This window comes from Bacillus sp. 11C, from assembly GCF_055486375.1.
In genome coordinates, this window is record NZ_JBUPVZ010000001.1 from 282582 (window position 1) to 295446 (window position 12865).

Annotated in this window: 12 protein-coding genes and 1 other annotated feature; of the genes, 8 read left to right on the forward strand and 4 right to left on the reverse strand. The window is 44.7% G+C overall.

What is annotated here, in order from left to right; genetic code table 11:
- Positions 1–118 precede the first annotated feature (118 nt).
- Both sacX and sacY read left to right on the forward strand, forming a co-directional pair.
- A complete protein-coding gene (gene sacX / locus ACY3LV_RS01430) occupies positions 119–1498 on the forward strand; it encodes a SacY negative regulator SacX (protein WP_148963374.1) in 1380 nt (459 codons plus the stop codon).
- A gap of 54 nt (positions 1499–1552) precedes the next feature.
- Positions 1553–2395: a transcription antiterminator SacY gene (sacY, locus tag ACY3LV_RS01435; protein WP_087993215.1), complete on the forward strand. Its 843-nt coding sequence runs from the start codon at positions 1553–1555 to the stop codon at positions 2393–2395.
- Between the two features lie 49 nt (positions 2396–2444).
- Here sacY and ACY3LV_RS01440 read toward each other — a convergent pair whose 3' ends face one another.
- The gene (locus ACY3LV_RS01440; RefSeq protein ID WP_333519036.1) at positions 2445–3305 is read right to left on the reverse strand and encodes a glycosyltransferase family 8 protein; all 861 of its coding nucleotides are present in this window, start codon (positions 3303–3305) and stop codon (positions 2445–2447) included.
- A gap of 110 nt (positions 3306–3415) precedes the next feature.
- Positions 3416–4129, reverse strand: coding sequence for a YwaF family protein (locus tag ACY3LV_RS01445; protein WP_458867099.1), 714 nt, complete (start codon positions 4127–4129; stop codon positions 3416–3418).
- A gap of 150 nt (positions 4130–4279) precedes the next feature.
- Here ACY3LV_RS01445 and ywaE point away from each other — a divergent pair, with 150 nt between their 5' ends.
- The 3 genes from ywaE to ACY3LV_RS01460 all read left to right on the forward strand — a co-directional run bounded on the left by ywaE (position 4280) and on the right by ACY3LV_RS01460 (position 7807).
- Complete coding sequence (ywaE, locus tag ACY3LV_RS01450) at positions 4280–4795, forward strand: tyrZ transcriptional regulator YwaE (RefSeq protein ID WP_333561674.1); 516 nt, start codon at positions 4280–4282, stop codon at positions 4793–4795.
- Positions 4790–5002 (forward strand) — a binding site (T-box leader). It overlaps the preceding gene by 6 nt.
- A gap of 44 nt (positions 5003–5046) precedes the next feature.
- Positions 5047–6285: a tyrosine--tRNA ligase gene (tyrS, locus tag ACY3LV_RS01455; RefSeq protein WP_464863262.1), complete on the forward strand. Its 1239-nt coding sequence runs from the start codon at positions 5047–5049 to the stop codon at positions 6283–6285.
- Positions 6286–6439: 154 nt separating this feature from the next.
- The gene (locus ACY3LV_RS01460) at positions 6440–7807 is read left to right on the forward strand and encodes a M28 family metallopeptidase (RefSeq protein ID WP_464863263.1); all 1368 of its coding nucleotides are present in this window, start codon (positions 6440–6442) and stop codon (positions 7805–7807) included.
- Between the two features lie 25 nt (positions 7808–7832).
- Here the strand turns inward: ACY3LV_RS01460 and ywaC are convergent, their stop codons facing one another.
- A complete protein-coding gene (ywaC, locus tag ACY3LV_RS01465; RefSeq protein ID WP_148963369.1) occupies positions 7833–8465 on the reverse strand; it encodes a GTP pyrophosphokinase YwaC in 633 nt (210 codons plus the stop codon).
- Positions 8466–8608: 143 nt separating this feature from the next.
- On the reverse strand, positions 8609–9544 hold the full coding sequence (locus ACY3LV_RS01470; RefSeq protein ID WP_087993222.1) for a 1,4-dihydroxy-2-naphthoate polyprenyltransferase: 936 nt from the start codon (positions 9542–9544) through the stop codon (positions 8609–8611).
- Between the two features lie 448 nt (positions 9545–9992).
- Here ACY3LV_RS01470 and ACY3LV_RS01475 point away from each other — a divergent pair, with 448 nt between their 5' ends.
- From ACY3LV_RS01475 to dltB, 3 genes are read left to right on the forward strand one after another with little or no spacing between them, the layout of a single operon-like run.
- Positions 9993–10142: a teichoic acid D-Ala incorporation-associated protein DltX gene (locus ACY3LV_RS01475; protein WP_039075082.1), complete on the forward strand. Its 150-nt coding sequence runs from the start codon at positions 9993–9995 to the stop codon at positions 10140–10142.
- Between the two features lie 17 nt (positions 10143–10159).
- On the forward strand, positions 10160–11668 hold the full coding sequence (dltA, locus tag ACY3LV_RS01480) for a D-alanine--poly(phosphoribitol) ligase subunit DltA (RefSeq protein ID WP_464863264.1): 1509 nt from the start codon (positions 10160–10162) through the stop codon (positions 11666–11668).
- The gene (dltB, locus tag ACY3LV_RS01485; protein WP_333519031.1) at positions 11665–12852 is read left to right on the forward strand and encodes a D-alanyl-lipoteichoic acid biosynthesis protein DltB; all 1188 of its coding nucleotides are present in this window, start codon (positions 11665–11667) and stop codon (positions 12850–12852) included. Before dltA ends, dltB begins: the two co-directional genes overlap by 4 nt.
- Positions 12853–12865 lie beyond the last annotated feature (13 nt).

Below are 12865 nucleotides of genomic sequence, written 5' to 3' on the forward strand. Positions count from 1 at the left end.
CCCTGCTCGTTTTGTCATTCTCAGCCGGTATTTCTCACTTTTTTCATTTTGATTGTCAACTTTTCATTTGATACGATGAACAAGCCGACTTTTCTTCAGCAAAGGAGGTTTTGATTGCTTGCAAAGAGAGATTGCAAAAGAATTATTGCTCCTCACAGGAGGAAAAAGCAATATTATCAGCATCAGCCATTGTACGACCCGTCTTCGTTTTGAGGTAAAAGACGAGACGAAAATCGATATACATGCCATTGAACATCTGCAAGGTGTGCAGGGCACCTTTTTCCGATATGGGTTATTCCAGATTATCTTCGGAGCAGGCGTCGTCAACAAAATATATAAAGAAGTCGTTCACGTGTGGGAGGCCGCGCCTTCTGAGGAGCCTGTTCAACAGAAAAAGGCCAGCCGGAAGCTGACCCCTGTCGCAGCATTCGCGAAAACGCTGTCCGATATTTTTGTGCCGATTATCCCGGCAATCACAGCAAGCGGCCTACTCATGGGGCTGATTGGCATGATTAAGGTGTTTCACTGGTTTGCAGCCGGCAGCCCTTGGATCAAAATGCTCGACCTCGTGTCCAGCACAGCCTTTATTTTGCTGCCGATTTTGGTTGGCTTCAGTGCCGCACGGCAATTTGGCAGCAATCCCTATTTAGGGGCAGTGTTAGCAGGGCTCTTGACGCATCCCGATCTTCTGGACCCGTCTATGCTCGGCAGCAAAACCCCTGCTTCCTTAGACATATGGGGGCTTCATATTCCAATGATGGGCTATCAAGGCTCCATTATACCGATTCTTCTTTCCGTTTATGTCATGAGCAAAATTGAGAAGCTACTAAAATGGATTGTACCGAAGTCGCTTGATGTCATCATCATTCCTTTTATTACAGTCATGGTGACAGGATGCCTCGCACTGATTGTCATGAATCCCGCCGCGTCCATCATCGGCCAGATCATGACACAGTCGATTGTCTATATTTATGATCACGCCGGCATTGCCGCAGGTGCCCTATTCGGCGGCATCTACTCCACTGTCGTTCTATCTGGCTTGCATCATAGCTTTTATGCGATTGAAGCAACGCTGCTTGCTGACCCGCATGTCGGTGTGAACTTTTTAGTGCCGATATGGTCGATGGCGAATGTGGCCCAAGGCGGAGCGGGACTTGCGGTCTTTTTCAAAACGAAACAATCAAGCCTGAAAAAAATTGCGCTCCCCGCTGCCCTCACCGCGTTTTTAGGCATCGTGGAGCCCATTGTGTTCGGGGTAAATGTCAAACTGATCCGTCCCTTTATCGGAGCTGCCATCGGCGGCGCTATTGGCGGAGCATACGTGGTTGCGGTACATGTCGTGTCGAATTCCTACGGGCTGACAGGCATTCCGATGATTTCAATCGTGCTGCCGTTCGGCGCCGCCAATTTTGTTCATTATATGATCGGTTTTTTGATCGCGGCCGTCTCTGCTTTTCTAGCTACATTGTTTCTCGGGTTTAAAGAAGAGACAGAATAACTGGATTTATTCGTTTTCATTCATAAAACGGGGGATGAAAGGACAAAAAAAGCTATGAAAATTAAAAGAATCTTAAATCATAATGCTATCGTCGTAAAGGATCAAAGTGAAGAGAAGATTCTCTTAGGTGCAGGAATTGCTTTCGACAAAAAGAAAAATGATATTGTCGATCCGTCAAAAATAGAAAAAACCTTTGTCAGAAAAGACACAGCTGACTATAAGCAGTTCGAAGAGATTTTAGAAACATTGCCGGAAGACCATATTCAGATTTCCGAGCAAATTATCTCCCATGCCGAAAAAGAGCTGAACATTAAAATCAACGAGCGCATACACGTCGCTTTTTCAGACCATCTTTCCTTTGCGATCGAACGCCTGAGCAATGGAATGGTGATCAAAAATCCGCTGCTGAATGAAATCAAAGTCCTTTATCCCAAGGAATTTCAGATCGGCTTGTGGGCCAGAGCGCTGATTAAAGATAAACTGGGGATACACATTCCTGATGATGAAATCGGCAATATCGCCATGCATATCCACACAGCAAGAAACAATGCCGGTGATATGACACAGACGCTTGATATTACAACTATGATCCGTGATATCATTGAGATTATTGAAATTCAGCTATCAATCAATATTGTAGAAGATACCATTTCTTATGAGCGGCTTGTGACCCATCTCCGCTTTGCGATCCAGCATATCAAAGCGGGCGAATCCATTTACGAGCTGGACGCAGAAATGATCGACATTATTAAAGAGAAGTTTAAGGATGCATTCCTCTGTGCCCTAAGCATCGGTACATTTGTGAAGAAGGAATACGGCTTTGTGTTTCCTGAAAAAGAATTATGCTATATCGCCATGCATATTCAGCGATTTTACCAACGGTCAGTCGCACGCTGAGGCAAAAAAAAACGCTTTTGAGATGATCAAAAGCGTTTTTATATTCAGTTTATTGGTTGATCGCCGGATTGCTGATCGTATTCCACTTCGTATACGACATGTAATGGAAATACTGGTCGCGATACGGGTGTTTCGTATTGGAATTCCAAGGCTTTTCTCCGCCGCAGAAGTGGACAATGGCCGGGTTCTCTCTCGTTTCTCTATAAAGCTTCTGGCCTGACAGCGTCGCAGGCGTTTTTTGTTTTAATATGATATAGGTTTGAGCGTTCCAGCGCGGATGAAGTTCATACCACTGATCATACAAGATCGCATTCAGCGCATCTTGGTCGTGAAGCACAAGAAAGTCTTCAGACGGGTTTTCATTGATAAAGTTGATGACTTTTTCAGTGATGTTTTGCTTTCTCCAAGAATCAAAGTCAATAATCATCATACCTGAGTTAAAATACTTCCCTGTATCACTGACGTTCATTTCTTTGAGGCGTTCATGCTGCCCCGCATCCTCAACAGCAGCAACCGTATATGGCGCAATATCCAAGTCCCACAGTTTCGAAATATCCTCCAGAATAATCGCGTCACAATCGATATAAATCATTCGTTCGATGCTTTCATCCTTAATTAAGTCGGGAATTGAAATGCGGTAATACGCCGCTTTTGTAATATGGCTGCTTTCCACCGCATGTTCATACATGTTGGCATCCACTTCTAAAAATTCAATCGGCACGCCGAACTTCAATGTGGATTCTTCCAGTCTTTTTTTGTTATCAGGCGTAATTCCGCCATCAATGACGTATAGTTTTAACTCTCTCTCCCGATCCATGTTTGTCAATAAAGAAACGAACATTCCACCTAAATGACGAGCATAATTATCATCAGCGCATGACACGATATGCATAATTTCATCTTTCTTCAATGGTATTCATCTCCCTTTGTGTTGTACAAGTTACATTCCCGATTTCAGAAAAGTAAACACTATTCATCAATACTTTTTTAGACAGAATGTGCTATACAACAAAAAAGGCGTCATGTTTTGAACCTGCGATAAAGCCAATAAAGAATGTAAAAGCATGCGATCGTAATGGCTTCAGCCGAAACGATATACCATGGCCACGGCCCGAGAACATCCAAGAGAGAAGAGCCGCCCGGTTTTTTCGTCAAATACATATAATTCGCGCCAAGCCAGCGATCAAGCAAATAAATGCAGACCCCGTACACATTGACAATGAGGACGGTCACCCACAAAGAACGCTGTCTGAGCCTGTACGTCCCAATTACCGTCATCAGCAGGCAGGAGAGAAACACAGATCCGTGCGAAATAAAAAAGAGGATATATCGGATATGCGGAAAAGAAAACATACCGAGATCAGGAGTGGCAAGAGCCTGAATCGAACTGCCGATGCCGACAAAGTATAAAAATACAAACAGCTTCCTGCTTTTGGTCACCAGCATAATGGCCGACAAATACACCGACAGGTCACTAAGCTGGAGAGGCAATGAAGTCCGCACCGACCACCTGCCCGCGGCGATCATCCATATTTGATAACCGATTTGCGAACCAAGCAGCAGAAACACAAACAAATAGCGCAAAAACTGGCTGAGTTTAGGCCGTTTGACCGTCTGGCGGAACAAAAACAACAGAATGGCCAAGACGGCGATCACTGCTAATGTCACCACATGCTCTGCTGAAAAAAGGTGAAACGGATCATGTTTATAGACGGCTTGAACATATTTTTGCAAGATGGCACCCCCGTTTGCAGGTTTTTGTTTATTTTGGTGTTGTTTGAGCCTTTTTTATTCAACCAATATATAGGCTTGAAGTTCATATCAGACTCTGTTACAATTCATTTCATAGCTAATGATTCTGATAATTTAAGGCAGGCCTAAAAGATGGAACGTTCCTATCAACATCAGCAGCTTCAGAAAGAAGAACACGACACACTTTCTAAGCTTAAACAAATGCCCGTTGAGTCACTCAACCTGGAAGCCATATCGATTGCGACGAACCTGTATCGGTCTGCGCAAAAGCTCCGTGTCAAAATGGAGACTGAGGTTCTTTCTTCCTATAGCCTTTCTTGGACCGCTTTCTCCATTCTTTATGATCTATGGGTATGGGGGAAGCTCGAAACGAGAAAAATTGCTGAGCTGTCAGGCATTTCAACAGCTACAGCAAGCAACGTGATCAAAACGCTCGAAAAAAAGAGTTTTTGCCGTAAAAGCATCGACACAAGAGATCGACGACTCGTGTTTGTCTCCATCACCGATTCCGGCAAACAAGCGATCGAAGAACTCTACCCGGAGTTTCACAAAGGGGAAACAGAGCTCATTGCGGGAATGACGAAGGACGAACAGAAAACATTGACAGAGCTGCTTAGAAAGGTAGCTGACAATCTTCATACAACATAAGCTTTGACGGGAATCCAGTAGCGGTTTGTCTCCCTGTTTCAGAGAGCCGGCGGAAGGTGCGAGCCGGCACACAGGCAAACGTGAATTACCTCCCCGAGCTTTCTTTGTGAACCTTAGTAGCAAAGAACGGGAAACCGTTATTCGAATGAGCGGAAGACGATGTCTTCAACCAGGGTGGTACCGCGTGCATTGAGCCACGTCCCTTATCGGGATGGGCTCTTTTTTGTGTTTCTAAAAAAGGAGGATGAACGATGAAAACATTTGATCAGCTTACAGCTGCACAGCAAAAAGAAGTCGAAAGACAGCTTCAATTATACATGACAGGCGCCCATGAGGTCATACCGCCGGAAGAATTAAAGGCCAAGCTAGTCAAATCCGTTTCCACAGGCACACCGCTTAAAATTAAGCTCGGATTAGATCCGTCTGCACCAGATGTGCATTTGGGCCATACAGTTGTGTTAAACAAGCTTCGCCAATTTCAAGAAAACGGCCACATTGTTCAGCTGTTAATTGGGGATTTCACAGGAAAAATCGGGGATCCGACCGGAAAATCAGCAGCCAGAAAGCAGCTGACTGATGAAGAAGTTCAGCACAACGCCAAAACATACTTTCAGCAATTTGGAAAAGTGCTTGATCAAGAAAAAGTCGAGCTTCACTATAACTCGAAATGGCTGAAAACATTGCATCTGGAGGATGTCATTGAATTGGCAGGCAAAATAACAGTAGCCCGCCTGATGGAGCGCGACGATTTTGAAGAACGAATTGCCATGCAAAAACCGATCTCGCTTCATGAATTCTTTTACCCGTTGATGCAGGGATACGATTCCGTCGTTCTCGAAAGCGATATTGAATTAGGCGGGACAGACCAGCATTTCAATGTGCTGATGGGGCGGCATTTCCAAGAACGATACAACAAAGAAAAACAAGTCGTCATCCTTATGCCGCTCTTGGAAGGCTTAGACGGGTTTGAGAAAATGTCCAAGTCAAAAAATAACTACATCGGCATTGATGAACATCCAAATGACATGTACGGAAAAACGATGTCACTGCCCGACAGCCTGATGAAAAAGTACATCCAATTGGCAAGGGACTTAGAGCTTGAGGAGAAAAAACAGCTCGTGAAAGACCTAGAAACCGGCGCCGTTCATCCTCGGGACGCCAAAATGCTTTTAGCCAAAACAATCGTCCGAATGTATCACGGAGCCGAAGCCGCTGAAGCTGCCGAACACTCGTTTAAAACAGTCTTTCAGGAAAACAGCCTGCCTGAGGATATTCCGGCTGTGAAATGGGAAGGCGAGAAAGCGCTAGCGGTTGTCGATCTGCTCGTCACATTGAAGCTTCTCTCTTCGAAGAGCGAAGCGCGCCGCATGATTCAAAACGGCGGTGTCCGAATTAACGGAGAGAAAATAACAGATATCCACGCTGATGTAGAGATAAAGGAAAATATGATCATCCAAGTCGGCAAACGCAAGTTTTTAAAACTCCAATAATCTGATATCCAGAAACGCTTATGACCCTTCATTCATAAGCGTTTTTTTGCAGGTATAAAGCACTGTCTTTTCAAAAACGCTCTCCATTTTGCAGGAAATACCTTTAGCATCCCGAAATAATCCTCATTCATACATTAGGGGAGGTTTATTTTCGATGAAAAAGCTTTTGACTGTAGTGACGATGGCCGTTTTAACTGCCGGAACGGTTCTCTTGCCGGCACAGAGTGTCACACCTGCCGCGCGTGCTGTTCAAATACCAGACAGTGAGCGAGAGCTTCCATTCAAAGCAAAGCGTGCGTACTCAACCATTTCTCAGCTTAGTGAAGCAATCGGCCCCAGAATAGCCGGAACGGCCGCTGAAAAAAAGAGTGCCCTTTTGATCGCTTCATCCTTGAGAAAATTAAAGTTTGATGTGAAGGTTCAACGATTCGGTATTCCTGACCGGCTTGAGGGAACGCTTTCTTCAGAAGGACACGATATTCTTCTCCGAGCTACATCCGGCTCAGCCCCTACAGAAGAAAAAGGGCTGACGGCTCCGCTTTACAATGCCGGCTTGGGCTATCCAAAGGACTTCACCGCTGACGCCAAGGGCAAAATCGCCTTGATTTCCAGAGGAGACCTTACATTTTACGAGAAAGCGAAAAATGCCCAAACCGCCGGAGCCAAGGCTGTCATCATTTATAACAACAAAGAAAGCCTCGTGCCTGTGACGTCAAACCTGTCAGGCAATGAAGTCGGCATTCCCGTCGTCGGAATTAAAAAAGAAGACGGCGAAACCCTTACCCAGCAAAAAGAAGCAACCTTAAACCTAATAGCAATCACAAACCAGACCTCCCAGAACATCATCGGTATCAAAAAAACGAAGAACATCAAACATCCAGACATTGTATACGTGACGGCCCATTACGACAGTGTTCCTTTTTCGCCCGGAGCAAATGACAATGGCTCAGGAACCTCTGTCATGCTGGAAATGGCGCGCGTCTTAAAAAGCCTTCCTTCCGACAAAGAAATCCGTTTTATCGCTTTCGGCGCTGAAGAGCTTGGCCTGCTCGGCTCATCATATTATGTAGATCATCTATCAGAAAAAGAGTTGAAACGAAGTGAAGTGAACTTCAACTTAGACATGGTAGGCACAAGCTGGGAGAATGCGTCTGAGCTGTATGTCAACACATTGGACGGCCAATCTAACGCTGTTTGGGAATCCAGCCATACAGCCGCTGAAAAAATTGGGTTTGACAGCCTGTCTCTGACACAGGGAGGATCATCTGATCATGTGCCGTTCCACGAAGCCGGTATTGATTCCGCCAACTTTATTTGGGGAGACCCTGAAACTGAAGAGGTTGAGCCGTGGTATCATACCCCTGAAGACTCGATCGAACATATCAGCAAAGAACGCCTCCAGCAGGCCGGCGACCTTGTGACAGCCGCTGTCTATCAAGCTGTCAAAAAAGAGAAGAAACCGAAAGTCATTAAGAAACAAATGAAGGCAAAAGCCTCTGACATTTATGAAGATATTCAATAAAAAAGACGGCACTTTGCCGTCTTTTCTAATCCACTTCTTTCTTAATCCCCAGCATTTTCTCATCCAGATAATGGGCGATCTCCGCTGCTTCCTTCAGTTCATCTGTTAATGGCTTCGGAACGTCATTGTTCAATTTATAGTAAATTTTATGCTCAAGACTCGCCCAAAAATCCATCGCGATCGTCCGAATTTGAATTTCCGCTTTGACGTATTCCACACGGTTCGTTAGATTCACAGGCATCTCAATGATTAAATGCAGGCTTCGGTAGCCGTTCGGTTTTGGCGTCTGGATATAATCCTTCACCTTTACGATTCGCAGGTCATCATGCTGCTTTAAGACATTCACGACATTATAAATATCCGAAATAAAGGAGCAAATGATGCGAACACCGGCAATGTCGTGGATGTGCTCTTTCATTTCTTTCGTCGTAATCTCGCAGCCCTTTCTCATTAACTTATTCACGATGCTTTCAAAGCTTTTGACACGGGATTTCGTATGTTCAATCGGGTTGTGTCCGTGAATGAGGTTATATTCCTGGCTAATAATTGAGAACTTTGTATCCAGTGCATCAAGCGCAAATTTATAAACTAATAATTCATTTTTCCAATCTTCCATTACCGTTTTTAAATCGTCCATATGCGTTACAGATAAATCCATTTTCGTCATCTCCTTTAACGGATCTTTATCCGCTGTCCATGTACTAGACGTCCCTGCTTCCAGTATGGTTCTATGAATTTTTTTACAAAATGCGGTCGAATGTAACAAAAAAAGACCGCACGAAAAACAAGCGGTCTTTCTTTTTACCGGAAGTAGCTGATCAATAATCCGATTGAGAGCAGGAATCCGAAAAATGTATTCGTTTGGGCTGTTGATTTCATTGCGACAATCATATTCATCGGCAATTCTTTTTGGACGAAGCCCTTCACTGCCTGAACCGGCTTAGGCACGCTCAAAAAGACGACAAACAGCCACGGGCTTGCAGCACCGGTGATGACCAAGCCGACAACCCAGATATAAGCGACAGCAAATGACGCAGCTAAGACCGTGACAGCTCCCTTATGCCCCATCAAAATCGCTAATGTTTTGCGTCCGCCTTTTTTGTCCTCTTCAATGTCGCGAATGTTGTTCGACAGGTTAATCGCACCGACAAGAATCGCAATCGGGATCGAAATCAAAATGCTTTGCAAATTGATTTTATCTGTCTGAATGAAAAACGAAATCAGCACAAACACCGAACCCATACAAATGCCTGAGAATAACTCACCGAACGGCGTGTATGCAATCGGCAGCGGCCCTCCTGTATACAGGTAGCCGATCGCCATGCCGACAAGGCCGATCAGAGCCAGCCACCAGCTGCTGCTCGCGCAAATATAGACGCCGAGTAAAATGGCAATCCCATATGATACAAGGGCTAATTGCAAAATCGTGATCGGCTTCATTCCGTGGCGTACAATCGCACCTCCGATTCCGACAGATTCTGCTGTATCTAACCCGCGTTTAAAATCGTAGTATTCATTAAATAAGTTCGTCGCAATCTGGATCCATAAGCAAGAAAACAGCATAGCCAGAAACAGCAGCAGATCAACCTTCACATAAAACATCGCCAAAACCGTTCCGAGCAGCACAGGCACAAACGATGCGGTTAACGTATGAGGACGGGTTAACTGCCAAAGGATCTGCCCCATGCTTTCTTTTTCCGGCGCTGTCTGACCCTCACCCTTATTTGTTTGGTTCATCTTCCTCTTCCTTTCTATTAAAAGGCTTACTTTTTTCAGCCGGCAGCTTTGATAAAAACTTCTTTTGCTTCCTTATCTATCATAATGACTTCTCTCCCATTTCACAAGATACCCAAGAAGGCGTTTTCTTTCTTATTATACGCTTTCCGTCCCCATTTCATTAGGTTTCAGCATTCACCTGAAGGAACAAATACAGAAAAATTTTTTTAAGAACATTACGCTTTTTAAAAGTTAAAAAGATCGTTTTTCCTCTTTTTACCCTTGTCCTTTTATTATGAATCAGCACGAGACAATCCATTCTTGCCCTAGCAGGGGCAAAGATTCATTTTCAATGGCAAAACGCCGATATATTAATTTGAGGGAGTTTAGGGGAAAAATGAAACTTTTTGATCATCTAATCGTCAAATAATCATGTGATTGTCGAAAAAACGGGAAAGGAACTTTTGATATGCTGCAATTGATGAAACAGCTGTATGAAAAGCCCGCTGTCAAGTGGACATGTCATACAGGTTTTTATTTGATAATACTGCTAGTTTTGTTTTTTATGTATGGTTTTCACACCGCGAATACCGGTTCATATATTTATAACGATTTCTAATTGGAGAGAGAATAACGATGAAACTTTTACATGCTATTCAAACACATGCGGAATCTTATCCGCAAACCGATGCCTTCCGCTCTCAGTGCCAGTCGCTCACATATCAGGAATTATGGGAGCAGTCTGACCGTGTGGCTGCCGCGATCCAAAAACGCGTTTCCAGCGATAAGAAAGCTCCTATCCTTTTGTACGGCCATATGGAACCGCACATGATCGTTTCCTTCTTAGGAAGCGTCAAAGCGGGACATCCTTATATTCCGGTTGATCTGTCGATTCCGTCCGAACGGATCGCGAAAATTATCGAAAGCTCTGGAGCAGAATTGCTGATCCATGCAGCCGGACTTTCAATTACAGACAGCTACCAAGTTCAGACGGTTTCGGCAGAGGAACTGCTGGAAAACGAAGGCGGCTCTGTCAGCCAAGATCAATGGGTCAAGGAACACGAGACGTTTTATATTATTTACACTTCCGGAAGCACGGGAAATCCAAAAGGCGTGCAGATTTCCGCGGCGAATCTTCAAAGCTTCACAGACTGGATTTGTGCAGATTTTCCAGTCAGCGGAGGAAAAACATTTTTAAACCAAGCGCCGTTTTCATTTGATTTATCTGTCATGGACCTTTATCCGTGCCTTCAATCAGGCGGGACTTTACACTGCGTGACAAAGGATGCTGTGAATAAGCCGAAAATCTTATTCGAGGAGCTGAAGAAGTCCGGGCTGAATGTGTGGACATCAACGCCTTCCTTTGTGCAGATGTGTCTGATGGACCCGGGTTTTTCACAGGACCTGCTGCCTCATGCGGACACATTTATGTTCTGCGGAGAGGTACTCCCGGTTTCTGTTGCAAAAGCGCTGCTTGAGCGTTTTCCGAAAGCAAACATCTTTAATACGTATGGTCCGACCGAAGCAACAGTGGCTGTCACATCCGTTGAGATTACGGATGACGTCATAAGCCGCAGTGAGTCGCTTCCCGTCGGCTTCGCTAAGCCAGATATGAACATTTTCATTATGGATGAACAGGGACAGCCGCTTCCTGATGGAGAAAAAGGAGAGATCGTCATTGCAGGGCCGAGCGTAAGCCGAGGCTACCTTGGCGAACCTGAACTGACGGATAAAGCGTTTTTCTCTTATCAAGGCCAGTGGGCATACCGGACTGGCGATGCAGGCTATATTCAAGATGGTCAGATTTTCTGCCAAGGACGTTTGGATTTCCAAATTAAACTTCACGGCTACCGAATGGAGCTCGAGGAAATCGAGGTCCATGTCAGACAGTCTCAGTACGTTCGCTCTGCTGTCGTGATTCCGTATCAGCCAAACGGAACAGTCGAATATTTGATCGCAGCTATTGTACCTGAGGAGCATGAGTTGCAGAAGGAATTCCAGCTGACAAGCGCCATTAAAAAAGAGCTTGCCGCTTCCCTTCCGGCTTATATGATCCCGAGAAAATTCATTTACCAGGATCACATTCAAATGACGGCTAACGGCAAAATTGACCGGAAACGCATCGGCGAAGAGGTTCTTGTATGACGCCTTACAGCTCGTTTTTATTCTTTATACTGCTTGGCATTCTTCTTCTGCCGACGATCATTCTCGGCCTGAACGGAAAAAGATTTCAAGCATACAACATGTTCATATCTATCATTATATTAGCTTTAATTTTTTCGCACGACTTACACGGGGTCATCGCACTGTGTCTGTTTACGATATGGCAGGTGCTCCTGATCAGCGGCTACTTGGCGTACAGACAGAAAGCGAACAGCGGCTTTGTCTTTTGCGGAGCTGTGATCGCGTCGATTCTGCCTTTATTCTTGTCAAAAATATGGCCGTTTCTTTCACACCCGCAGCCGCACCACCCGCCGCATAATCTGATCAGCTTTTTAGGGATTTCGTATTTAACCTTTAAAGGCATTCAGCTGATTATGGAAGCAAGAGACGGTCTGCTGAAGGAACAGCTGCCGCTGCACCGCCTGCTGTATTTCATCCTGTTTTTCCCGACGATTTCCTCCGGCCCGATCGACAGATACCGCCGGTTCGTCAAGGATGAACAGAAGGCTTGGACGAAAGAAGAATACGCCGATCTATTGTATACAGGGATTCATAAAATCTTTATCGGTTTCTTGTACAAGTTTATTATCGGCTACGCAATCAACACGTACTTCATCATGAATCTTCCCGCGATCACGCACAATAAGATTCTTGGGAACCTCCTGTACATGTACGGCTACAGCATGTATTTATTTTTTGATTTCGCCGGCTACACAATGTTTGCCGTCGGGGTCAGCTATATAATGGGCATTAAATCACCTGAAAACTTTAATAAACCGTTTATCAGTAAAAATATTAAAGATTTCTGGAACCGCTGGCATATGTCTCTGTCATTCTGGTTCAGAGATTATGTGTTTATGAGATTTGTATTTTGGATGACTAAGAAAAAGTGGATCAAAAACCGTATGGCCGTCTCAAACATCGGGTATTTCCTGCTGTTTATGCTGATGGGGGTTTGGCACGGGCTTGCGCCGCAATATATCATCTACGGCCTCTATCACGCCGTGCTGATGACGTGTTACAACTTTTTCGAGAAGTGGAATAAGAAATACAAATGGCTTCCGTCCAACCGCTGGACAACCGTTCTCGCGATTGTGATCACGTTCCACTTCGTTTGCTTCGGATTTTATATTTTCTCAGGAAAACTATTTCATCACCACCATTAAAGGAGATTAGAAA

Bases quoted from the DNA above. Each gene is read 5' to 3' on its own strand.
- ywaC (WP_148963369.1), bottom strand. From the start codon at position 8,465: ATGGATTTATCTGTAACGCATATGGACGATTTAAAAACGGTAATGGAA.
- dltB (WP_333519031.1), top strand. From the start codon at position 11,665: ATGACGCCTTACAGCTCGTTTTTATTCTTTATACTGCTTGGCATTCTT.
- ACY3LV_RS01460 (WP_464863263.1), top strand. From the start codon at position 6,440: ATGAAAAAGCTTTTGACTGTAGTGACGATGGCCGTTTTAACTGCCGGA.
- dltA (WP_464863264.1), top strand. From the start codon at position 10,160: ATGAAACTTTTACATGCTATTCAAACACATGCGGAATCTTATCCGCAA.
- ACY3LV_RS01475 (WP_039075082.1), top strand. From the start codon at position 9,993: ATGCTGCAATTGATGAAACAGCTGTATGAAAAGCCCGCTGTCAAGTGG.
- ACY3LV_RS01470 (WP_087993222.1), bottom strand. From the start codon at position 9,544: ATGAACCAAACAAATAAGGGTGAGGGTCAGACAGCGCCGGAAAAAGAA.
- sacY (WP_087993215.1), top strand. From the start codon at position 1,553: ATGAAAATTAAAAGAATCTTAAATCATAATGCTATCGTCGTAAAGGAT.
- tyrS (WP_464863262.1), top strand. From the start codon at position 5,047: ATGAAAACATTTGATCAGCTTACAGCTGCACAGCAAAAAGAAGTCGAA.
- ywaE (WP_333561674.1), top strand. From the start codon at position 4,280: ATGGAACGTTCCTATCAACATCAGCAGCTTCAGAAAGAAGAACACGAC.